This is a genomic window from Acidilobus aceticus (assembly GCF_055392325.1).
On record NZ_AP042407.1, the window covers coordinates 614,045 to 634,624 of the forward strand.

At 59.3% G+C, this 20,580-nt stretch carries 22 protein-coding genes; 11 read left to right on the plus strand and 11 right to left on the minus strand.

From position 1 onward, the window contains the following. Nucleotides 1-50: 50 nt before the first annotated feature. Nucleotides 51-242, minus strand: a complete 192-nt coding sequence (locus ACZ5OO_RS03300; protein ID WP_464078459.1) for a DUF7128 family protein — start codon at nucleotides 240-242, stop codon at nucleotides 51-53. A 145-nt stretch (nucleotides 243-387) separates the two neighbouring features. On the opposite strand from ACZ5OO_RS03300, the gene ACZ5OO_RS03305 reads away from it, so the two are divergent. From ACZ5OO_RS03305 to ACZ5OO_RS03315, 3 genes are all read left to right on the plus strand, one after another. Continuing rightward, a complete protein-coding gene (locus ACZ5OO_RS03305) occupies nucleotides 388-1,731 on the plus strand; it encodes an MFS transporter (protein ID WP_464078460.1) in 1,344 nt (447 codons plus the stop codon). Nucleotides 1,732-1,824: 93 nt separating this feature from the next. Then, the gene (locus tag ACZ5OO_RS03310; protein ID WP_464078461.1) at nucleotides 1,825-2,346 is read left to right on the plus strand and encodes a hypothetical protein; all 522 of its coding nucleotides are present in this window, start codon (nucleotides 1,825-1,827) and stop codon (nucleotides 2,344-2,346) included. A gap of 90 nt (nucleotides 2,347-2,436) precedes the next feature. Further along, nucleotides 2,437-2,628, plus strand: coding sequence for a hypothetical protein (locus ACZ5OO_RS03315; protein ID WP_464078462.1), 192 nt, complete (start codon nucleotides 2,437-2,439; stop codon nucleotides 2,626-2,628). Here ACZ5OO_RS03315 and deoC read toward each other — a convergent pair. Next, complete coding sequence (deoC, locus tag ACZ5OO_RS03320; protein ID WP_464078463.1) at nucleotides 2,614-3,360, minus strand: deoxyribose-phosphate aldolase; 747 nt, start codon at nucleotides 3,358-3,360, stop codon at nucleotides 2,614-2,616. The genes ACZ5OO_RS03315 and deoC overlap by 15 nt on opposite strands. A 54-nt stretch (nucleotides 3,361-3,414) precedes the next feature. Here deoC and ACZ5OO_RS03325 point away from each other — a divergent pair, with 54 nt between their 5' ends. Continuing rightward, nucleotides 3,415-4,824 (plus strand): FAD-binding oxidoreductase, encoded by a 1,410-nt coding sequence (locus tag ACZ5OO_RS03325; protein ID WP_464078464.1) that lies wholly within the window; start codon nucleotides 3,415-3,417, stop codon nucleotides 4,822-4,824. A 12-nt stretch (nucleotides 4,825-4,836) separates the two neighbouring features. Here the strand turns inward: ACZ5OO_RS03325 and ACZ5OO_RS03330 are convergent, their stop codons facing one another. Both ACZ5OO_RS03330 and glmS read right to left on the minus strand, forming a co-directional pair. Beyond that, entirely contained in the window at nucleotides 4,837-4,995 is a 159-nt protein-coding gene (locus tag ACZ5OO_RS03330) for a hypothetical protein (RefSeq protein ID WP_464078465.1), read from the minus strand. A gap of 76 nt (nucleotides 4,996-5,071) precedes the next feature. Next, nucleotides 5,072-6,838, minus strand: a complete 1,767-nt coding sequence (gene glmS, locus ACZ5OO_RS03335) for a glutamine--fructose-6-phosphate transaminase (isomerizing) (RefSeq protein ID WP_464078466.1) — start codon at nucleotides 6,836-6,838, stop codon at nucleotides 5,072-5,074. Nucleotides 6,839-6,888: 50 nt separating this feature from the next. On the opposite strand from glmS, the gene nagA reads away from it, so the two are divergent. Together nagA and ACZ5OO_RS03345 are read left to right on the plus strand one after the other, a co-directional pair. Then, nucleotides 6,889-8,052 carry an N-acetylglucosamine-6-phosphate deacetylase gene (gene nagA / locus ACZ5OO_RS03340; RefSeq protein ID WP_464078467.1) on the plus strand — a complete coding sequence of 388 codons (1,164 nt, stop codon included), beginning with the start codon at nucleotides 6,889-6,891 and terminating at the stop codon, nucleotides 8,050-8,052. Between the two features lie 41 nt (nucleotides 8,053-8,093). Next, complete coding sequence (locus ACZ5OO_RS03345) at nucleotides 8,094-8,735, plus strand: LysE family transporter (RefSeq protein WP_464078468.1); 642 nt, start codon at nucleotides 8,094-8,096, stop codon at nucleotides 8,733-8,735. Here ACZ5OO_RS03345 and ACZ5OO_RS03350 read toward each other — a convergent pair. Further along, a complete protein-coding gene (locus ACZ5OO_RS03350) occupies nucleotides 8,732-9,310 on the minus strand; it encodes an O-methyltransferase (protein WP_013267260.1) in 579 nt (192 codons plus the stop codon). The two genes, ACZ5OO_RS03345 and ACZ5OO_RS03350, sit on opposite strands and share 4 nt — an antisense overlap. Nucleotides 9,311-9,485: 175 nt before the next feature. On the opposite strand from ACZ5OO_RS03350, the gene ACZ5OO_RS03355 reads away from it, so the two are divergent. The 3 genes from ACZ5OO_RS03355 to ACZ5OO_RS03365 all read left to right on the plus strand — a co-directional run bounded on the left by ACZ5OO_RS03355 (nucleotide 9,486) and on the right by ACZ5OO_RS03365 (nucleotide 11,797). Further along, entirely contained in the window at nucleotides 9,486-11,090 is a 1,605-nt protein-coding gene (locus ACZ5OO_RS03355) for a hypothetical protein (RefSeq protein ID WP_464078469.1), read from the plus strand. 105 nt (nucleotides 11,091-11,195) lie between these two features. Next, nucleotides 11,196-11,513, plus strand: coding sequence for a winged helix-turn-helix domain-containing protein (locus ACZ5OO_RS03360; protein WP_464078470.1), 318 nt, complete (start codon nucleotides 11,196-11,198; stop codon nucleotides 11,511-11,513). After that, nucleotides 11,504-11,797 carry a hypothetical protein gene (locus tag ACZ5OO_RS03365; RefSeq protein WP_013267263.1) on the plus strand — a complete coding sequence of 98 codons (294 nt, stop codon included), beginning with the start codon at nucleotides 11,504-11,506 and terminating at the stop codon, nucleotides 11,795-11,797. The genes ACZ5OO_RS03360 and ACZ5OO_RS03365 overlap by 10 nt, the downstream gene beginning before the upstream one ends. Here ACZ5OO_RS03365 and ACZ5OO_RS03370 read toward each other — a convergent pair. From ACZ5OO_RS03370 to ACZ5OO_RS03390, 5 genes are read right to left on the minus strand one after another with little or no spacing between them, the layout of a single operon-like run. After that, nucleotides 11,765-12,688: a DUF4350 domain-containing protein gene (locus tag ACZ5OO_RS03370; RefSeq protein WP_464078471.1), complete on the minus strand. Its 924-nt coding sequence runs from the start codon at nucleotides 12,686-12,688 to the stop codon at nucleotides 11,765-11,767. The genes ACZ5OO_RS03365 and ACZ5OO_RS03370 overlap by 33 nt on opposite strands. Further along, nucleotides 12,685-14,466, minus strand: coding sequence for a DUF4129 domain-containing protein (locus ACZ5OO_RS03375; protein ID WP_464078472.1), 1,782 nt, complete (start codon nucleotides 14,464-14,466; stop codon nucleotides 12,685-12,687). The genes ACZ5OO_RS03370 and ACZ5OO_RS03375 overlap by 4 nt, the downstream gene beginning before the upstream one ends. After that, entirely contained in the window at nucleotides 14,456-14,698 is a 243-nt protein-coding gene (locus ACZ5OO_RS03380; protein WP_464078473.1) for a hypothetical protein, read from the minus strand. Before ACZ5OO_RS03380 ends, ACZ5OO_RS03375 begins: the two co-directional genes overlap by 11 nt. Next, entirely contained in the window at nucleotides 14,685-15,392 is a 708-nt protein-coding gene (locus ACZ5OO_RS03385) for a hypothetical protein (RefSeq protein ID WP_464078474.1), read from the minus strand. Before ACZ5OO_RS03385 ends, ACZ5OO_RS03380 begins: the two co-directional genes overlap by 14 nt. Nucleotides 15,393-15,437: 45 nt before the next feature. After that, complete coding sequence (locus ACZ5OO_RS03390) at nucleotides 15,438-15,995, minus strand: DUF1616 domain-containing protein (RefSeq protein WP_013267268.1); 558 nt, start codon at nucleotides 15,993-15,995, stop codon at nucleotides 15,438-15,440. Nucleotides 15,996-16,086: 91 nt separating this feature from the next. Between ACZ5OO_RS03390 and ACZ5OO_RS03395 the strand changes: the two genes are divergently transcribed. Further along, nucleotides 16,087-16,635, plus strand: a complete 549-nt coding sequence (locus ACZ5OO_RS03395; protein WP_013267269.1) for a hypothetical protein — start codon at nucleotides 16,087-16,089, stop codon at nucleotides 16,633-16,635. 145 nt (nucleotides 16,636-16,780) lie between these two features. Continuing rightward, entirely contained in the window at nucleotides 16,781-18,100 is a 1,320-nt protein-coding gene (gene dnaG / locus ACZ5OO_RS03400; RefSeq protein ID WP_464078475.1) for a DNA primase DnaG, read from the plus strand. Between the two features lie 31 nt (nucleotides 18,101-18,131). On the opposite strand, the gene ACZ5OO_RS03405 is transcribed toward dnaG, so the two are convergent. Next, nucleotides 18,132-20,540 (minus strand): DNA-directed DNA polymerase, encoded by a 2,409-nt coding sequence (locus tag ACZ5OO_RS03405; protein WP_464078476.1) that lies wholly within the window; start codon nucleotides 20,538-20,540, stop codon nucleotides 18,132-18,134. Between the last annotated feature and the right edge of the window lie 40 nt (nucleotides 20,541-20,580).

Below are 20,580 nucleotides of genomic sequence, written 5' to 3' on the forward strand. Positions count from 1 at the left end.
TCCAGGTCCCAGGGAGGCTTGGGCGTTTGAAGAAAAACGGTTAACTCCGCTTACCTAAGCCTCAGCCCGGCCCTCCTTATCTTACCTATGGCCCTCTTGGTTATCTCCATGTTACAGGATCCGTGGGCAGAGCACCACGACTCGCAGCTCCTGGCGGTGTCGCTGTCGGCATATATCATTCCGCAGACCTCGCACGCGTAGTACCTTGAGCTTCCTAGGACAACCTCCAGCGTTGGTATCACCGTTGATGAAGATGTACCTGTTTGAGGTTTTAAAGAAAGGTCCTTATAGTCATGCTTTTATCGGCTAGCCGTAAGCGGCAGGGCTTTTGGTGGGCCTTTAGCATGCTTAAGAACGCTTTTATATAATTAAGAACAGCTGTTCTTAATGGTGGCAGGCTTGCCCGAGGACCTTGGAGGCCTAATAGACAGGGCCCGCTGGGGGAGGGCCCACACGCTAATATTTGCCTCAACGGCGATAGGCTTCTTCATATGGGGCATAATTAACGCGCTGGCATTCTCTGTTTACCCAAGTTATAACAACGTCTACTACATAGTGGTGGTTGCCGCGGCGCCCCTGCTGGGCGACCTATTGCTTCCATGGATCTCGGACCAGTCCCTCGGCAGGAAGAACATGTACATAATAACCATGAGCCTCTATGGAATAGGAAGTGCTGTAATAGTGTTGGACCTGTTGCTGCTTAAGCCTGGCCTCCGGCAGATGGTCATTTTCCTGGCGGCCTACGCGCTCTCCATGATTGGCGTTGAAGGCGAGGTGCCCGTGGGGCTGGCGCTCCTGGCGGAGATCATGCCAGTCAAGTGGAGGCAGAAGAGCCTGATCCTGAGCCCTAACTTTGAGAACATAGGGGCCGCGGCGGGCGCCGCAGCTATATACTTGACTTACTTCCTGGGCCCTCATGCCCCTGTCGTCGACGCAATATCAATAGTAGGCATAGCTGTGGGAGGGCTCGTCGCCGCCATAGTCATCAGACTCATGATGCCGGAGTCCATAAGGTGGCTCACAGCCAGGGGGCTGGCCAACGTCGCTGAGAGGGAGGTGAAGAAAGTCAACTTCACTGAGGACCCCGGCGTGAAGGTCGAGGAAGTAAACAACAGGCTGGGCGTGAAGTCAAGGTTCCTGGTGCTCACGTCGTGGAGCATCGCGAACTACCTGACCTGGTCGCTCATGGCGTTTGTGCTGGCAGACTATTACTTCAAGCCACCGCAGCTGTACCTGGTAATGTTCTATGCTAATCTAGGCGCCGCAGCGGCCGGCCTGGTAGTCCCGCTTTTCATAGAGAAAATCAACACCAGGAGCTACAGCCTGCTGTCCTTCGCACTGGCATCGCTAAGCTTTATACCGGTGCTGCTCTATGTGGCTTTAGGCCTTGATAACGCCACCATATTTTACGCCCTGACCTTCACTAACCTCTTCTTCATAACATTTACCTGGTTTGCCAGAACTATATACGAGCCCCTGCTCTTCCCAACTGAGAGGAGGGCCTTCATGGTGGGCTCCGTTAGGGCCGTGGCGATGAGCGCTTTCACGGCCTCCACTTACGTTACGTACAACTTCTCGGAACTCGATTTCGCGCTCTACGGACTTGTCATGGAGCTTGTCGGGCTGGCCGGAGCCCTGTGGTGGGCCTTCAAGGGCTATGACGTGAGGATGAAGTCCACGGACTCGCTGTCGGCCATACCATCAAGGCCATCCTACAGGCCGCTATCCTGAAAAAAGAAGTATCAATAGATTTTTATAAACTAAATTAATTAGTACATTAGTTTTAAAGGATTCGCTGCCTTTACAACACACGGGACACCTGCTTTGGAGCTTCCAAGCTACCTGGACCTGTTAGACTACCAGGACGACAGCATAGCAGTTAAGGCGTGGGGCGAGGCCGTTAAGAACCTGTCAGCGGATGACGTGAAGGCAAAGGTGATAGCTAACAGGGCGAGGCTCCTATCAATGCTGTCCTCAAGGAGCCTGCAGGTCAGGATGGCCGCCTGGCCAGTGGCCGTGGCCCTGCTCAAGGAGGGGCTCCTGAGCGAGGACGACCTGAGGCCACTGGGCAAGTATTATGTAGAGGCGCTGAGCTCCATAGGCCCCGAGGACTACCTTAAGGCAGTCTTTGTCTCCGTGGCGCCTGAGCTGGTCTCAAGGGGCGTAATACGTAAGGAGGAGGTTAAGACGGCAAGCGATGCCATATGGAGGCTTGTCGACAGGCTAGGGGCCAGCCTTCCCCAGCTAACTCAGGCCGTAGAGGAGCTGCTTAGGGTAGGCGCACTTTCAAAGAGGGGCTGGTCCAGCGGCGTCAGGGTCCTGAGTGACGACGCCATAATTCTTTAAGCTCAGTTAAACTTTTTAACCCGTCCTAAACAAGTATAGGGGTAAGCGGGTGATCCTCCAGAGTTGAAACGACGGAAGCCGGGTAAGGTTATGTATGTGGTCCAGGGCCTGGCGTTTCTTGCGTCCCTGGCCTGGGTGTTGGCGACTCACCACGTTTCCCTGGCCTCGCTGGCGGGAACCGTTGGAGTCTCAATGATAGACGACGTGATAATAGCGGCCGCTCCCCTGCTGATGAAGGCTCTGAAGGCAGCCGGGATAATTAAAGGCTCAGGCCCTGCCTGAGCTGATGTCTCTCCATATGGAGGCCGCCGCGCTCGTGCCAATCCTAAACTTTGAGGGGTCCGGGGGCCTGCCGGAGGCCTCAAGAAGCTCCTGGACCTGCCTCAGGGTCCTTATGCCTCCGGCCGCCTTTATTCCAAGCGAGGGGTTGTACTTGTTGGCAACCTCAGCCATGAGCCTCACGTTATCAGCCTGGGCCCCTGGCCTGTTGCCTATCGACGACGCGTACTCCCTGTCCTCAAAGCCCGTGCCGGTCTTTATGAAGTCGGCCCCCGAGGTGGCCACGATCTCGTAGAGCTTAAGCTTCTCATCCCTGGTGGTGTAGGCGTCCTCAACGATTACCTTTATCACGAGGCCCTCGCCGTGGGCGGCCCTGACGACCCTGCTCAGGTCCCTGGTGACCTCAGCCCAGCGGCCGGACTTCACTAGTGTGATGGGGGCAACTATATCTACCTCGTCAGCTCCGTTGGCCGCGGCCCTGGCTATCGCCTCAACCCTGGACTCCGTGTCCATGGCCCCGAATGGGAAGTCTATGACTGAGCAGACCCTCAGGTTGGCCCCGGAGTCGTCCACGAGGCTCCTGGCGAAGCCCACGTAAACGGGGTTGACGCATATTGAGTAGCAGCCAAAGCTTACTGCCTCCTGGAACACCCTCCTCACGTCCTCCTTCGTAGAGTACGGCTTGAGGATGGTGTGGTCCACAAGCTTCATTATATCAGCTCCTGGGAGCCCCAAGCCCTTTTCCCTCGAGCGCTAGGCTTATTGCCATTATTAAGCCTAAGGTACCTGGTGCAGCGGTTGGAAGACAAGGTAGGCGAGGCTGTCAGGCTGCTAAGGGATGAACTCGGCGACGACAAAGTTATAACTGACCCCAACGTGGTGATGCTGTACTCAAGGGAGCCTGACGGGCTGGCCCACCAGGCCAACGCAGTCGTCTTCCCCTCCACGCCTGACGAGGTCAGCAGGGTAGTGGCGACCAGCTACTCCTATGAGGTCCCGATATACCCGCAGGGAAGCTCGAGCAGCCTCTCGGGAAACGCGGTACCCTTGAAGGGAGGGCTCGTGCTAAGCCTTGAGAGGATGTCGTCAATACTTGACGTCAGCCTGGCGGACTCCGTCGCTGACGTTGAGCCTGGGGTCAGGATAGACGACCTGAACGTCGAGCTCTCAAAGGTTGGCTACATGTTTCCAGTCGACCCGGCCAGCCAGGCGGTTGCAACCGTGGGAGGGGCTATAAACAACGGGGCCGGCGGCATGAGGGGGGCAAAGTACGGCACCATGAGGGACTGGGTCAACGGCCTTGAGGTGGTTCTGGCCGACGAGTCCGGCACGAGGCTCTGGCTCGGGTGCCGCACAGTTAAGTGCAGGGAGGGCTACGACCTGGTAAGGCTCATAGTTGGCAGTGAGGGCACGCTGGCCGTCGTGACTAGGGCTGCCCTCAGGATAGCGCCGCTGCCCGAGAAGGTGGTGACGGCGCTTGCCTTCTTTGACGACATAGGCTCGCTGATGAAGGCTTACATGGCTATTAAGACCAGCAGGGTGCAGCCCTACATAGCCGAGTTCATGGACGCGCCTACTGTTAGGCTGGCCTCGCAGGCCGTGAGCCTCCCCTTCGAGGCCAGCGGTAACATGTTCCTGGCGAGCCTTGAGAGCACGCCGGAGAGCTCGGAGAGGCACCTCAGGTGGCTTGAGGGCGTCATGAGGTCCTCGGGGGCCAGGAACGTCTACACGGCTGATAACGATAAGGACGCCGAGCCCCTCTACCAGCTCAGGAGGTCCCTCTTCCCAGCCCAGGTCAACATGTTCAGGAGGCCTGAGAGGCCCTTCCAGCTCCTCATAGAGGACATAGTCGTGCCCCCGTCAAGGGTGCCGGAGGCCATAAGGGAGCTCAGGGCCCTTGACGACAAGTACGGCCTGACCTCGTCCCTGGGGGGCCACATTGGCGACGGCAACCTGCACCCAGCCATAGGCTTTGACCCCACGGACCCTGAGTCTACTAAGGTCGCCCTGCAGTGGTTTGACGACGTTGTTGACATAGCGTTGAGGCTGGGAGGTGCTGTGAGCGCTGAGCACGGCATTGGCGTGATAAAGAGGGAGGCGCTCAGGAGGGCGGTGGGCGACAGGCAGCTCGAGCTGATGAGGTCCATCAAGGCAGCCTTTGACCCGAGGGGCATACTAAACCCTGGGAAGCTTTTCTGAGCAAAAAGGAAGTTACCTCGTGAACCTGTAGAGTCCGCTCTGCACCAGGAAGCTCATCTGCAGGGAGTCCTGCTGCCCGTGCGGCGACCTCACTATCCTGGCGGAGCTCCTGTTCTCGTGCCTTATGGTCGACATTATCTCTCTCCCAGCCCAGGTGTACTGTTTCAGCACTTTTAAACAGTTATTCGTATTAATGAATCAGTAAAAATAGACATTGATTGATAATAAAATGTGTACAGCGAGCTGTTCACGTAGTTATAGCCTTGGCCAGGCCTGGCGGCGAGTCTATGGGCAGCCCCCTCTCAAAGCCCACCCTGTATGCAAGGAGCTGAAGCGGCGCTACAGCAGCTATTGGGTAAAGCTCAGGCCTCGGCGCGCGGGGCGCCTGCAGGGCGGCCTGCGTTGAGTCGGAGACCTCTATCACCTTGGCCTCCCTGGCCCTCAGCTCTGACATGACCCTAGAGTAGAGCTCCTCCGCGGCCTCCTCCCTGGGCTTTATGACTATTATTGGGTAGTTGCCCCTTGCCAATACCATGGGGCCGTGCCTGAGCTCGCCGAGCTGAACCCCCTCCGCGTGGAGCATTGCGGCCTCCTTGAGCTTGAGGGCCCCCTCCAGGGCCACGGGGTAAGTTATGCCGCTGCTCACCACGTAGGCGTCCCTGGAGTCCCTCAGCTCCCCCGCTATCTTTGACGCGGCCGCATCTATGGCTGGCATGTCCTCGGCTAGGGACCTGGAGAAGGACCTTATGTCGTTGTAGAGCTCGTTTAGCTCCGCCTGTGAGAGCCTGCCCGCAGTGAGGCCCACGTGGGCCGCCAGCAGCATGAGGGCCACGAGGGTTGACGTGAACGTCTTAGTGGCCGGCACCGCGAGCTCAGGCCCAGCGCCTATTGGGAGGTAGACGTTGGACTCCAGGGCGAGCCTTGAGCCCAGGACGTTGGTCACCCCGACTATCACCGCCCCCCTCTGCTTGGCCATCTTGACGCTCCTTATGACGTCGCTGGTCTCGCCGCTCTGGCTGACGGCCAGCACAACGGTGCCCGTGCCCACGCTGTCGAGCGCGTAATAGGGGAACTCGGCGGCGCTGACGACGTCTATGCTCATGCCCCCGAGAGACGAGAAGTAGTAGGCCGAGACCATGCCCGCGTGGAGGCTGGTGCCGTTGCCTATTATAAAGGCCCTCCTGGCGCCGTAGAGTATCATGCCAGAGAGCCTCAGGTACTTGTCCATCAGCGAGTGGGTCGTCCTCTCCAGGGCCTCAGGTATCTCATAGATCTCCTTAAGCATGTAGTGCGGGTAGCCGGCCTTGTCAAGGGAGCCTGGCTCATACTTGACCCTCTTGGAGGTAAGCTGCTGCACAGGGCTACCGTCGGCGCTGAAGACAGAGAGCTCGCCTGAAGCTGATATGTAGCCGTAGGAGCCCTCGGGCACTATCACCGCCTCATCGGCGAAGCCGTAGAGGCTGGGCAGGTCGCTGGCCAGGTACAGGCAGTCCTGACCCCTGCCTATAACCAGGGGCTGGCCGTCCTGCACGAACCAGACCTTCTCGTCGCCTGACCTCACGTAGGCCGCCGAGAACGTGCCGCGGAGCGCGCTCAGAAGGTCCCCGGGCCCCTTGCCCTCCTCGAGGAGGTGCGGTATGACCTCGGTGTCCGTGGTTGTCACGAGCCTGTGCCCCCTCGAGGCCAACGACGAGCGGAGCTGCTCGTAGTTGTCTATGACCCCATCCATTACAACGGCCACCCTGCCGGTGCAGTCAAGTATTGGGTGGGCGTTCTCGACGGTTGGCCACCCCCTGGTGGCGTACCTTGTGTGGCCCAGGGCCACCCGCGAGGTGAACGAGAACAGCCCAGGGTTCCTGTCGGCGGGGCCCATGGCCTTCTTGACCTCAATTTTATCGTCAAGGAACGCCACGCCGACGCTGTCATAGCCCCTGTATGTCAGCCTCCTAAGCCCCTCAAGTATTGCTGAGCCGTCCCTGGGCGACCTGCAGGCGAACGCGAATATTCCTCCCAAGCTTCCACCAAGTAATCTGGGCCGTGGGAGCTATAAAGGGGGCTAGATCCATGGGCAGCTTGACCCTGAGGCATGCCGTGATATTAACTCCGCGCGAGGTCATACCGGATGGCTTCGTGAGGATAGTTGACGGGGTGGTGGCGGGCGTCGGCCCCGAGCCCGCGGAGCAGGGGCCTGATGACGTCAACGTGAGGGGCCACCTAGTGGCCCCGGGCCTTGTTGATGTGCACATACACGGCGCGGGCGGCCACGACGTTATGAGCCTGAGGTCAAGGGACCTGGAGGGGATGGCCAAGTTCCTCGCCTGCAGGGGCGTGACTTCCTTTGTGCCGACAACCGTTAGCCTTCCGCCCGAGGACATAAAGAGGGCGTGCACGGCTCTAATCAGCTTCATGGACTCCAGGCCGAGGGGCGCGGCCAGGGCCCTGGGGCTTCACCTGGAGGGGCCCTACATAAGCCCTGCAAGGCGCGGCGCTCACCTCGCTGAGAACCTCAGGGCCCCGGACCTCGGGGAGCTTAGGGAGCTGCTCGCCTCGTGCAGGGGCATGATAAGGGAGGTCACCATGGCGCCTGAGCTGCCAGGGGCCATAGACGCTATAAGGCTGCTGTCTTCCAGCGGGGTCACAGTCCAGCTGGGCCACACCGACGCGACGTTCTCCCAGGCCATGGAGGCCCTCAGGGCCGGGGCCACCAAGTTCACGCACCTCTTCGACGCCATGAGGCCCTTCCACCACAGGGAGCCGGGGACTGTGGGCGCCGCGCTGCTCAGCGACGCCTACGTTGAGCTGATAGGGGACCTGGTCCACGTCTCACCTGAGGCTATACTCCTTGCATACAGGGTTATCGGGCCTCGCAGGCTAGTCCTAGTCTCAGACGCCACGCCAGCGGCCGGACTGCCCGAGGGGGAGTACTCGTTCTGGGGCCTCAGCGTGGTCTCAAGGGGCGGGGCCGCCTGGATCAGGGGCTCTAACACGTTAGCTGGGAGCGCCTCCACGCTGGAGATTGATATGGCCAACCTCTACAGGGTTGGGATTGACCTCTCTGACGCCGTAGGGGCGGCCACCCAGAACCCAGCTATGTCAATAGGGGCTCACTTAAAGGAAGGGGTTGGGGAGCTGAGGGCTGGCATGAGAGGCGACCTAGTAATCCTCGACAAGGAGCTGAGGGTAGTGGCCTCAGTAGTTGACGGCGAGACCGTCTGCGGGAGCCTTTAAGGACTCAGGGTTATATAGTGAAGCCTTTCCCACCAACAGGGGTGCTAGAGCTGCAGGCGCTCCAGCTCATAGGTCTGACCGTGGCCCTGTCTGCAAGTGGAGCGCTTTCACCTGGGCCCCTTTCGGCCGCGGCGGTGGTTAACGGCGCTAGGCAATCCTGGAGGGCGGGGGTTAAGATGGCCGCAGGCCACATGACCTTTGAGCTGCCCTTCGTGGTTGCGATAGGCCTTGCTGCCTACGAGCTCAGGTGGGCCCTCAGCCTTAGCATAGTTAGGTACGCACTTGGAGGGGTGCTCGGGGCATTCATAGTTTACTTCTCCGCGGCCACCGCCATTGATGGCTTGAGGATGCTCAGGGGCGGGGACCCCGAGGTGAAGGTATCACTTGCATCGACGCCTTACGTTACGGGCCTCGCCCTCACGGCCCTTAACCCCTTCTTCCTCCTGTGGTGGCTCACGGTAGGGCTTGTGCTCGTGGAGGCGGCGTCCACGATGGGCCTCGTGGTGGGGTACTCAATAATGTACCCGAGCCACGTTTGGATGGACTACGCATGGCTCACCCTCCTCTCGGGCCTCGGCTACCAGGGCAGGAGGCTCTCGGGCAGGAAGTACGGCCTCCTCCTTCTGGCGCTCTCAACAGTCATGCTGGCGGCTGGAGCTTACGCGCTGATGGCCCTTGCTTAGGGCCTCCTCGCTATCAGGACGCCCTCGAGCGTGGGCACCACAGCGTACCTCCAGCCCGCGCCGCTGAGCTGCTGGAAGGTCTCAGCCGGAGGCGGGGGCCTTATGGCGTTGTGGAACAGGACTAGGCCTCCCCTCTTGAGCTTCCTGAGCATGAGCTCGGCGACCCTGGGGTAGAGGCTCACGTGAACATCAACGAAGGCCGCGTCTATGCTCTCATCATCAACTCCCTCAAGCACGTTGACGGCGTTGCCCTCAATAAACGTCACCTTAACCTTCTCGAGCTTGACGTCCCTGAAGAACTCCTGGGCAGCCTTGACCCTGTCGCCCCTGAGCTCAACGGCGACGACGTCGCACTCGCCCGAGCAGGAGTCCTCAAGGGCCTTAGATATCCAGAGCGTTGAGTACCCCATGGCCGAGCCCAGGTCAAGAACCTTGGCTCCGGAGGCCCCGCTCAGGTGGGTGAAGAGGGCGGAGTAGATTACGAGGCCATCCTCAAAGTCTATTCTGCTGACGCCAGCTGAATCCGAGTCCAGCCTGAGCTTCAGCTCCAGGTCCCTGAAGTCGCTCTCCCTCAAGCAGTTACCCCAGGGTTCAGTGGGGCATTACTAATTTAAGGTAACTCTATTTTGAAACAAAATATTTTCTAATTTAAAACGTAATGGAGAGGCTTAGGATTTGTATACGAATCGCACATAATTTTGGAAAAGTGATTTTAATTTTAATCTAGCCTAAACCTCCTGAGGCGAGACCGTGGACGTAAAGCTAGCGGGCCTCTCGGCGCTGGTTATAGTGCTAGTGATAGTCGCCGGCGCCCTGGGGGTCATGTACTCATCGCTTGCCTCAAAGTACTCCAGCCTAAAGTCAAGCTATTCCTCGCTCAAGGGCAGCTACTCCAGCCTAAACACAAGCTACACAAGCCTCAGCGCCAGCTACTCATCGCTTAAGGGCGAGTACTCCTCGCTGCAGAACATGTACTCAGCCCTTGAGAGCATGTACAAGAACCAGCAGGCTGACGTGGTCCTGGCCGCAGCCATGAGCCACTGGAACGACATCGCAATAGAGAGCCCCAGCCTGGTGGCCCCGCAGTACCTGTCTAACGCCACGCTGCACTGGATAGGAGGCCCCCTGAGCGGCGTGTATACTGGCATCTCAGCTATTAACGCGACGTGGAACAAGTTCTTCAACATGTATGAGACCGTCTACTGGTACACCATAGTGCCTCCTACTGTCACCCCTGTGTCGCCTGGCGTCTACAACGTCACGGGCTACGTTCAGTTCCTCGTGGCGCCCACGGCGGCACCAATAAACGTGCTGGTGCTCAACGTGACAGAGGTCCTGACTTACGTTAACACTTCGAGCGGCTACCTCATAGAGAACGAGGTCTGGAAGGTCAAGCCCATACCGCTTACTGACGTAATAGCTGGCTACCCAGGCCAGGAGCAGCTGGCCGAGAGCGCGATCCTTGCAGACGCTATGAGCCACTGGAACGACATTGCAATAGAGAGCCCCAGCCTTGTTATCATGCAGTACGCCCCAGATGCGACACTTGACTGGGTCGGCGGACCGCTGAGCGGAGTTTACACGGGAATCCCCGCAATCAATGCAACCTGGAACAAGTTCTTCAACATGTATGAGACCGTCTACTGGTACACCATAGTGCCTCCGACGGTCACCATGATAAGCCCAGTGGAGTACAACGTGACTGGCTACGCCCAGTTCTTCGTGGCGCCTACGGCAGTTCCGATACACCCGCTGGTGCTCAACGTGACCGAGATACTGACCTACGTCTACAACGAGTCAGCCGCCCAGTTCCAGATAACGCATGAGGTCTGGAAAGTCAAGCCGCTGTCGCTCAGCGACGTGATAGCGGGCTACCCGCCGCAGACATACATAGAGGAGCAGATGGCGCTCGCCCAGGCCTACGCGCACTGGAACGACATAGCAATAGAGAACGCCTCCCTAATAATAACTGAGTACGCTCCAAACGCCACGCTGCACTGGATAGGAGGCCCCCTGAGCGGCAACTACACCGGTATATCAGCGATTAACGCCACCTGGACAAAGTTCGACAACATGTATGAGTACGTAGTCTGGTACGCCCTGGTGCCGCCGACAGTGCAGGTCAAGGGTGACATGGCCATGGTAAAGGCCCCGCTGCAGTTCGTGGTGTTCCCGTACCCAACGGCGTCCAACCCGCACCCGGTTGAGCTGGTGCTCAACGTGACGGAGATGCTCTACTACAACTACAACGCGACCGCCATGCAGTGGCAGATAGTCAACGAGTACTGGATAGTGCACCCGCTGTCAATATCAGACGTGGCCCCAGGCTACTCGCCTGGCCAGTACCAGGGCTGAGGGGCCCGACTTGGATGACCCAAATGTAAATACAGAGTCTTTTTTGTTCTTGCTCAATTCGCTTATTTACTCAGGCCTACATATGACCTCCTGGGAAACCTATGAATGCCTGAGAGGGGCCTCGGCTTTCGAGACAAAGACCACCTGCTCTGGTGGCTCTTCATCGGCTCGAGGGGAGGGGAGATGAGGCTGAGGATCGTGGAGCTGCTCGCCAAGGGGCCTGCCAACGCGAACCAGATAGCCGAGGCCCTGGGCGTCAACTACAGGACGGTCAGGCACCACCTGGAGCTCCTTGTGGAGTCCGGCCTGGTGATTACAGAGGGCCCCAGGTACGGGCAGCTCTACTACCTGTCAAAGGACATGCTTGAGTCCCTGGGGAGGGTGAAGGAGATGGTCAAGGAGGGGAGTCTCAGGTGGCGCTGACGCTCATGTCATTTTGGAGCCTTGAGATAGCGGTCTCAGTAGTCGGGCTGGCGCTCGCCGCCTACGTGTTCTCATTTTACTACAGCTCAGGCGTCAGGAGGACCTCCATAGGGAGGAAGCTAACAGCAGCCGTTGGCGTGTTCACAGCCCAGATGCTGGTCACCATAGCCCTCTCGTTCTACCTCGCCAGGAGGTTCTCCGCCGACGTGGCGGTGCCAATGCTGGCGATAACGACGCTGGAGGTGGTCGGGCTAACCCTCATCACTCTGGCCGTCAGGGAGTGACCTCTCCTTGGCTATTTCTATAAGCTTCTCTCTGTCCCAGTCGGGGTGCAGCCTTAGAAGAGCATCAACCTCGTCCTCTACTTCTTCAGCCGTCGGTGGCCTAGCGTGGTAAAGGACAACGACAGCCGTGAGGAGCAGGGCCACGAGGGCCTGGCCCTCCAGCGAGCGGACGAAGTGGAGGGTTTCCTGGGCGAACACCTGCAGCGGGGGGCTCAGCCAGAGGAACTCAACCAGGTAGGCGTCTGTGCTGTTAATAAGTAGCTTCAAGGCGTTGGAGTTGTCTGCCTGGGAGAGGAGCCCGCCGGAGGCTATGTAGGGGTCAGAGATCACTATTAGCTTCCCTGCTCCAACCTGCTGATAGGCTGCGACCACATATGGCCCATTCCCCTCCAGCGTGCCGTTGACGAGGATCCTTGAGTTAGGGGGCACCTCTATGAGCGGCTGGGCGCCAGGGCCAAGCTCAAGGGGGGAGGCGTTGAAGAGCACTATCGTGAAGTCCCTGAAGGTCGCCAGCGGCGCCAGGGGGGTGCCGGCGTTGATTGTCGGGTTGACCACCACGCCCTCCGCAACAGTTATGTTGGAGTTCAAGGACCTGAGAAGCTCGTTAACGCCGGCGCCCGAGCCTATAACTATGAGCCTCCCGCCCATGTAGAGGAACTCCCTGAGGGAAGAGGCCTCGCCTGCGGTGGGCCTGAGCTCTGGGTCCACAACTATTGCCACGGCGGCCCTGCCGTTGAGGAGGTCGCCCGGCTGGGGGATGGGAACTAGGTTAACAACGCGGGCCAGGGAAGACCCAGGCTGGTGCCCCCACGAGGCCCCTATGGCTAACCCCACGACTACCGCCAGGGCGAGGCCGAGAGCTATGTAGCCCAGCGGGGCCCTGAGCCTCACAGCCCCTCGGACCTCCTCAGCTCGTCGACAAGCCTCTTTATGTTGTTGATAGCGGCCTCATCCCTCAGCCCACCGTAGGCAACCCTCTCCATGAGGTCGGCAAGCAAAGAAAGCCTGTCAGCCAGCTCCACCCTCCTTGACGCTATGGCTTCGCTCAGCTCTCTAATGGTAGTTGAAGGCAGCACCGGAACCATGAACTTGCGGCCCATCCTAACCAGCAGGTCCCAGGCATCGTTAAGCGCGCCGACGGACGCTAACTTCCTTGGCATAAGCGGCGATGTAGTTGTACGACGCCTGCGCAGCGCGTAGAGCAGGGCCACCGCGGCCGCCACGGGCACCTCGGTGGGCACCGACGCGGCCCTTACACTTTGAGAGTAGGGCGAGAAGGTCGCATTGACCGGGTACACAGTTACGTTAACCGAGAAGGCCAGCTGGGGCTGGAGTAGCGGAAGTATTACAATAAAAGGCCCCCTGGAAGTCAGGCCGTTAACCTCATTGTCACCGAAGCTTATGCTAAGCCTTGACGGCACCGGTGATGCGCCAGAGACCACCAGCACGCCGGGCGAGAGGGCCCAGACGCTTAGCTTGCCTAGCCTGTCTGAAGGACTATATATGTAGACCTCGGCTGAAGCCGATGAGGGGGCGCAGCTGCCGTATTGAGAGGCCGTTACGCTCACATTATTGTACCCGGAAAGCCCCAAGGGCACGGTTAGGTTGACCGTCGCTGTGCCGTTGTTTATGACGCCTCCATAGCTAAGGTTGCCCAGGGTAACGGTGTAAGCGGGACTGCACGAGGCGTTAGAATACCTTATGTGAATTGAAATGACGTGGCCTGGCATCACGACTGGCGGTCTCACGGAGACGTTAAGGCGTGTCGGGACAAAGCTTAGCTGCCCACACACATACGACGCCAGGCTCCTATTTATTATTAATGTCTCAGTTGGGATTACCTTGGCGTAAACGCACTCCATGCCTGACGCGTTGAAGACCGCCTGCAGCCCCACGCTGAAGTAGCCTGACGAGTTGGAAACAGCTAACATGCTGAGATTGCCGACGCCCACCTCAACGAGCGCGTTGCCGAGCGGTGAGGACCCGTTCACTAGCACAGTGCCATTTACATAGAACTTCTGGCCAAGCTTATAGTGAGTGGGGGCCCGCAGGTCTACTGTTACAAGGCCGTTTACCTTTCTGGCCACGGACAGCTGTATGATCTTAAGCTCAAGGTAATCCTCGTCCGTGAAGAGGCCCGTCACCCCTAAAGCCCTATTGGCTAGCTTCATAACGTCCTGGTAGACCTGGGGACTCAGCTCGGACTGCTCCGCGTAGATATACGACATAAGCGAGTAGATGGTGGCGTTTGCTCTGGCCAGGTACTGGAGGGACAGGTTAGCATAGTACGCGGCGAGCGTGTAGTTGCCTTTACTATAGTAGCTTTGTGACATAAGGTAGTATCCCTCTCCCTTTCTGGTAAGGTTGAGGGCCTTCTCGGCCTGGTCTAACAGGGGCTTAAGCTGGGGAATTGTGGCGAGCCCTCTGTAGGTTGCATTGGTCGTTAACTCCACCTGTGACGGTATTGACGCTGAAAAGAGGTTGTTTATGAACTCTTCAGAGATGACGGCAAGAGGAGCAATGTAATATTGAAGCTGGGGCAGCTTAACATGGTTAAAGCTCTGGACGACCCTCGATCTCTCCCATGAGTAGTAGCTGACCGACGCCACTATTATGCCTCCAACCAGCGCCAGGGCGAGGGCGAGTGCCACGGCCTGCCTAAGGCACAAGGCCCACCACCTTAAGGGCGCTGTAAAGTATGAACGCGGAGGTCACGGCTGCGGCTATTGCCATCAAGTGCCTGTATCCTCTGGGCTTGGCGTACCAGGCCGCGGGTAAATAGCTTAAGGAGTAGAGCCCCAGGTAAACTCCCAGGGACTCCTCCCCGCCTATGACTAGCGCAAGGCCTATGAGGGCCGTCACGAAGAAGATGTATATTAAGAACGCCTCACTTCTGTCCACCGCTCTCAGCCCCCAGAGGCCTGAGCTCAACGGCCCAGCCGTCCTGCGTCCTGTATGAGTCGACGACCGCAACTGGGACCCCCTTAAGGGAGGCCACCACGGTCGCCCCGAGCAGCAGCGGGAGGGTCCCGGCCCTGTTCAGCCTGGGCAGGTCATCCATGACAGGCCTCACAGCCTCAAGCACTATGACGTTGCCCCTCTCCTCAAGCCTAATGGCCTTGGCCATCTCAGACCTCTCTACGACCACCTCCCTGAGGGCTGACTCCATGTCCGTGGAGCTCAGCGGGAGCGGCGAGGGCAGGAAGGCGAGCACCCCCCTGCGCCCTGCGGGCGACGGGAACAGGCTCTGAGGCGCGCTTCTTAAGGCCCTGGCCACAGCCTCAGGGTCCGCGTCCTCGCTGAGGGGTATGAAGGCCGCGCACCTCCCCCCGACTGGGGGCATCACTATTGCCTTCCCCCTGGCGTCGGCCTCCTCAAGGAGCGCTTCAAGGTTAACTCCCAGCGCTGAGAGCATGGACCTGAGCTGCGGCGGCTGCGGCCTCGGCGAGTCGCCGATCACTATCGCGCTTAGGCCAGCTATGGCAACGCCTATCATGGAGAACGCCAGGGGCCTGTAGCCTAGCGAGAAGTATGCTATGAGCCCCAGAGCCGCGGCAAAGGCCGTGGTGGCGTAGCCCAGCTCCCTGATGGCCACACAGTGTCCCAGTGGAGGGCGGCTAACGCCATTAAAAACACGACGTCAGCTCCTCCTCAGGGCCTCCTCGTAGCTGGCCCTCCTGGCCGCTGCAACTAGGATTAGCGCCACGGAGAGGCCGTCCACGGAAATTAGGGTAGTGTTGACGGTCAGGTCCACGCCTATGGTGACCAGCGTTATTCCTATGATGGGCAGCAGGGACAGGCTCATTGCTATGGCCAGGGCCGCCTCGTCGAACCCCTTCCACTTCCACTCGGGGTACAGGGCCCTCACGAGGGCCAGGCCGGGTATGTAGAAGAGGGACGGCGCGCCCATGGCGACCTTTATGAACTCGAGCTGCACGGGCGAGTGGGGCACGAGGAGGGCCGCTACAACGCCAAGGGCTACCCCCAGGAGGGCCAGCCAGGCCCACCACGAGGCGGGGCTCAGCATGTAGGCTGCGAAGCCCCTGCCCTCGCCCCTGACGTCTATTTCGCCTGACTCCCTCATGGACCACAGGGCCCTGGCGACCTCCTCGCCGTAGCCCATGGAGCTCGCTATCTCCCAGACGTAAAGCGAGCCTCCCCCTTCCTTGATGGCCCTCCTTATGGCTTCCTCGCTCAACTCTGCCCAGGGCAGAGGGCTTGGGCGTGCTTAATACCTTAACGCAAAGCGTTTTACTTCGACTAAGGACTCACCTAACTTCAGGGGAGCCATGGAGCCCATAAAGGCCAGAAGGCTTGGCAGGGAGTCCACGGACGGCGTCTACTATTTTGACTTCAGCAGCGGCTACTGGGTAATGATGGAGGAGTCGGCCTCGCCGCTCATCCCCAAGGAGAGGTACTCCCTCGTCTACTTTGACAACACCCTGTGCCCCGTCTGCAGGAGGTACGATTTGCACTGGTACCCGTTCGTTGAGTCAAACCTCGAGAGGCTCAGGGGCTTCGGGCTTTACGTGGTGCTCTGCGACTGGTTCACGCAGCAGTGCACCTCAGCCAAGGGGGCCATGACCTTCATAGAGTACAAAGTGAGGGCGTCGCCGACTACCATGTTAATGCTGAGCGACGGCTCAAAGGTGATATACACTGAGAGGTACGAAGGCCTGCTCACTGAGAGGGACCTGAACAACATAGTCTTCACGTTCCCGGAGAGGGCCGAGAGGGCGGCCAGGGGCGAGAAGGTCGAGAGGCCCTTAACGGAGGAGGAAATGATAGAACGGCTGTCAAAGACCCTCGCGCAGGGAGGCGCAGGGGCGAAGCCTTAGCGCTATATCCCTTCATGGTGGCATGGCTTAGGTTAAGCCCTGGAGGCCTTATTAAAGGGCTTTTATCCTGCGCCCCCACATACCTCTTGAGGCAAGAGGGTAGCCAAGCCACAGCCCTCTTAGAAGAGAAGAGGTGTGACGCGAGGTGTTGAAGTACCTCATAAGGGCGTCATTTGAAGTCGACGGAAGGGTGGAGAAGCACGACATAATAGGTGCGGTCTTCGGGCAGACGGAGGGGCTCCTGGGCTCTGAGTTCAACCTAGAGGAGCTCCAGAACAAGGATAAGATTGGCAGGGTTCACATAGACCTGAAGTACCAGGGCACCAAGACCGTGGGCGAGATACAGATACCCAGCAACCTGGACAGGGTTGAGACCGTCCTACTTGCTGCCATGATAGAGACCGTGGACAAGGTGGGCCCGTACACTGCAAGGATAACGGTGGAGTCCATAGAGGACCTGAGGGCGGAGAAGCTGAAGTGGATAGTGCAGAGGGCCAGGGAGCTGCTGCAGACGGTTAAGGAGCAGGAGCCGGACATAAAGGAGATCATAAGGGAGGTCACGCAGAGGATAGAGGCGCAGCCCAAGGTAATAGAGTACGGCGAGGACAAGCTCCCAGCTGGGCCGGACGTTGAGAAGTCAGACACCATAATAATAGTCGAGGGCAGGGCCGACGTAATAAACCTGGGCCGCTACGGCTACACCAACACCATAGCCATAGGGGGAGCCAAGGAGAGGGTGCCCAAGACCATAATTGACCTGGCCAAGGGCAAGAAGGTCATACTGTTCGTTGACGGCGACAGGGGCGGAGAGATGATAATGAGGACCGTGCTGAGCCAGATGCACGTCGACTACGTGGCCAGGGCCCCCAAGGGCATGGAGGTGGAGCAGCTGACAGGGAAGGAGGTCGCCAGGGCCCTGGCCCAGATGGTGCCAGCTGAAGAGATGATGAAGCAGCTCGGCATGGCTCCTGCCCAGCCGGCCCAGCAGGTCCAGCAGCCTCAGCCTCCCGCCGGGGCGGCGGCCCAGCAGGAGCAACAGGTGGTCGTCCAGCCCCCCGCGGCCCAGCCTCCTCAGCAGCCCCAGGCTGAGGCTCAGGCAGTGGCCCAAGAGGCTCAGCCTCAACAGGCTGAGGTGGCTCAGCAGCAGGCCGGCGTTACGTCACTGATAATGCCCAAACAGGTCCTAGACAACATGAAGGAGCTCAAGGGGACCCTGGAGGCGGTGGCCTACGACAGGTCGTGGAACGAGGTCGCCAGGCTCAAGGTTAAGGACCTGTTCAACTGGATGCAGCAGATAGAGCCCGGCAAGGTCTACGCGGTCGTCTTTGACGGGATAATAACGCAGAGGCTCATCGACGCCGCCTCCGAGAAGGGCGTGGCCCTGCTCATAGGGGCCAGGATAGGGAGCAAGGTGTCATCAAGGAAGGGCGACGTGGTCTTCATGACTTTCAGCGACATTGTGTGAGCCGGGGCCCCTCCCCTTTGTTTTTTGTTGCCTACTTCTTGTTTATGTAGTCGAAGAGCGAGGCCTGCCTGCCGCCCGCCTTGAGCTCCCTCTCGCTGATGCCAAAGAAGCTGAGTATCCTGAGGGCGGCCGGCACTATCTGCTTGTCTATGTAGTAGTTAACGTCTATGTCCTGCGGCTTCACCAGGAAGTAGGGCCTGGCCCTCCTGCTCAGCGGCCCGTCACCCTTAACAATGACGTAGCCTATCTTTGAGCCGACGTCTATCTTGAAGCCCAGCTTCTCCATCATCTTCGCCACGTACACGTGCGGCGCCTCGGCCTCGTACTTGTCAACGCTCTTGGTCAGGGTCTTCCATATTATGAGCTTCTCCACCTCCACCTTGCCGTTCCTGAGGTCATTTATGACCTGCCTCACGTAGTCCACGGCTTTCCTCACGTCGTCGCTCCTGAGCACTATCTCCGCCACCTTGGCCTGGGTGTCCTTGGCCAGGTCGCTCCAGTCGCCCCTGACGGCCTCAAAGCCCACTATGTCTATCTTGCCCTCCGGCGTGAGGCCCGCGTACCTCTTCTTGGCCTCAGTGAAGAAGACCCTGCTGTAAACCTTGTCTATCTTTATGTCAAACTCAAGGCCCTTGGTTATGCCCTCTATGACCTTCTCAACCTTCTCGGGGTCGTTCTCAACGAAGAGGCTGTCGGTGTCGCCGTAGTAGACCTTGAGCCCGAGGGACCTGGCCAGGGAGGCGGCCCTAGTGATGAGGTCCCTGCCCCACGCGGTTACAGACTCAGCGCACTGCCTGCAGTACCACCTGGCCCCGGCCCAGCCCATGTAGCCGTAGCTGGCGTTGGCGAGCACCTTTATGGCCCTCTGCCTCTCGTTGAGGAGCCTGTACTGCGGGCTCCCCTCGGGGTACTTCTTCATGGCCGCCTTGACCTCAGCCCTCCACTTCAGGAACCTCTCCAGGACCCTCTTGAAGAACGCGTCCCTGTCGGCGCAGAACCTGTGCCTGACCCCCGGCGCCTCGTTTACCCTCTCGCAGGCCTCCCCCTCCTTGAGCAGCGTGTCTGGGCCAACGTTGTACTTAACCATTATGCTGGGGTACATGCTGGCGAAGTCCAGGACTGCCACGTTGTGGTGGATCCCCGGCTTGGGCTCCAGCACGATAGCGCCAGTGTAGGTCTCGAGCTCCCTGGTCTCCTCCTCGGCCCTGTTGGGCACCAGCTCCCCCAGCTTCCTGGCCTCCCTCATGAACCTCATCTCAAGCCTGAAGGCCACGCTGGCGGCGGCCACCTGGTCAAGGGGCAGGCCGCTTATCTGGCTCAGCTGCGCCCCGAAGGGCAGGAACTGGTAGGCGAGGCCAAGGGTTGACGTCACGTCGTCCATGTTGTATGCTAGCAGCGTCTTCCTCTTCTCCGAGTCGTCCCAGTACTCAGCTATCCTCCACCAGTCGACGTTGACCCTCTTGTCCTTAGGCATAACGCCAAGGTAGTCTGCGACCTCATCGAGGGTCTTGACCTTGACCTCCTCTATCTCCTCCGCGAAGTTGTAGAGGTCCACGTTAAGCCTACCCTGCACGGAGATGTGCCCGAAGACGCTGGGGTTGGGCTCGGCGCCCCTCTTCCTGCCCACCTCAAGCTTGACGCCGTTTACCTTGGCCCTCTCCAGGAGGTAGGGCCAGTCAAAGGAGTTCTGGTTGTAGCCAACTATTACATCTGGGTCCTTCCTCCTTATGACGTCGACGAACTTCTGTATGAGCTCCTTGTCGGAGTGTCCCGCGGCCTCGAGCTGCAGCCTCTCGCCGTCGTTAAAGGCCACCCCTATGATAATGACTGGGTCCTTTGAGGGGTTGGGCGAGCCCTGCGGGTTGTAGGCCTCAATGTCAAACGCCATTATCCTGAGGCCGTCGAGCGGGTCGACGTCAGCCATGGAGGGCTCCTCCGACGGCCTACTTACCAGCCTGTAGGCGCCGTCAGCAATTATGTCGCTCCTGTTGACCGGCTCCACGTCTGCGACGTACCACCTCATCGGGTACAGGTTCAGGTCTATCAGGTACCTCATGGAGAACCTCACGTCGGCCTCGAGGACCTCAGCCACCCCTGGGAGCTTGGCGGCGAGGTCACGGTACTCCCTCACGCTCTCGGGTATGAGCGTCGTCACCCTGAGCGCGGTCACGGGCCTTCCGAAGTACTTCATGTCAACCTTCTCGACGGAGGTCGCTGGGCTCCTGGGCCTCGAGAGCCTCCTCAGCTCCTCGGCAAGCTTGTCCAGGTCCGCGCCGTTCTGAGGCAGCACGTAGAAGTAGGGCCTGAAGGTGTCGTCCAGGAGCAGGAGCCTCCTGCCCTTGACGTCCCTGGCCCAGATCTCTATTACAGGCCTCCCGCCCTCCACTGAGTAGCTCACGTCAAGGAGCTGAAACGTCAGCCTCTCGGCCACCAGCTGCACCAGGCTAACAGGGGCGACCGAAGGCTTAAGCCCTTGCTCT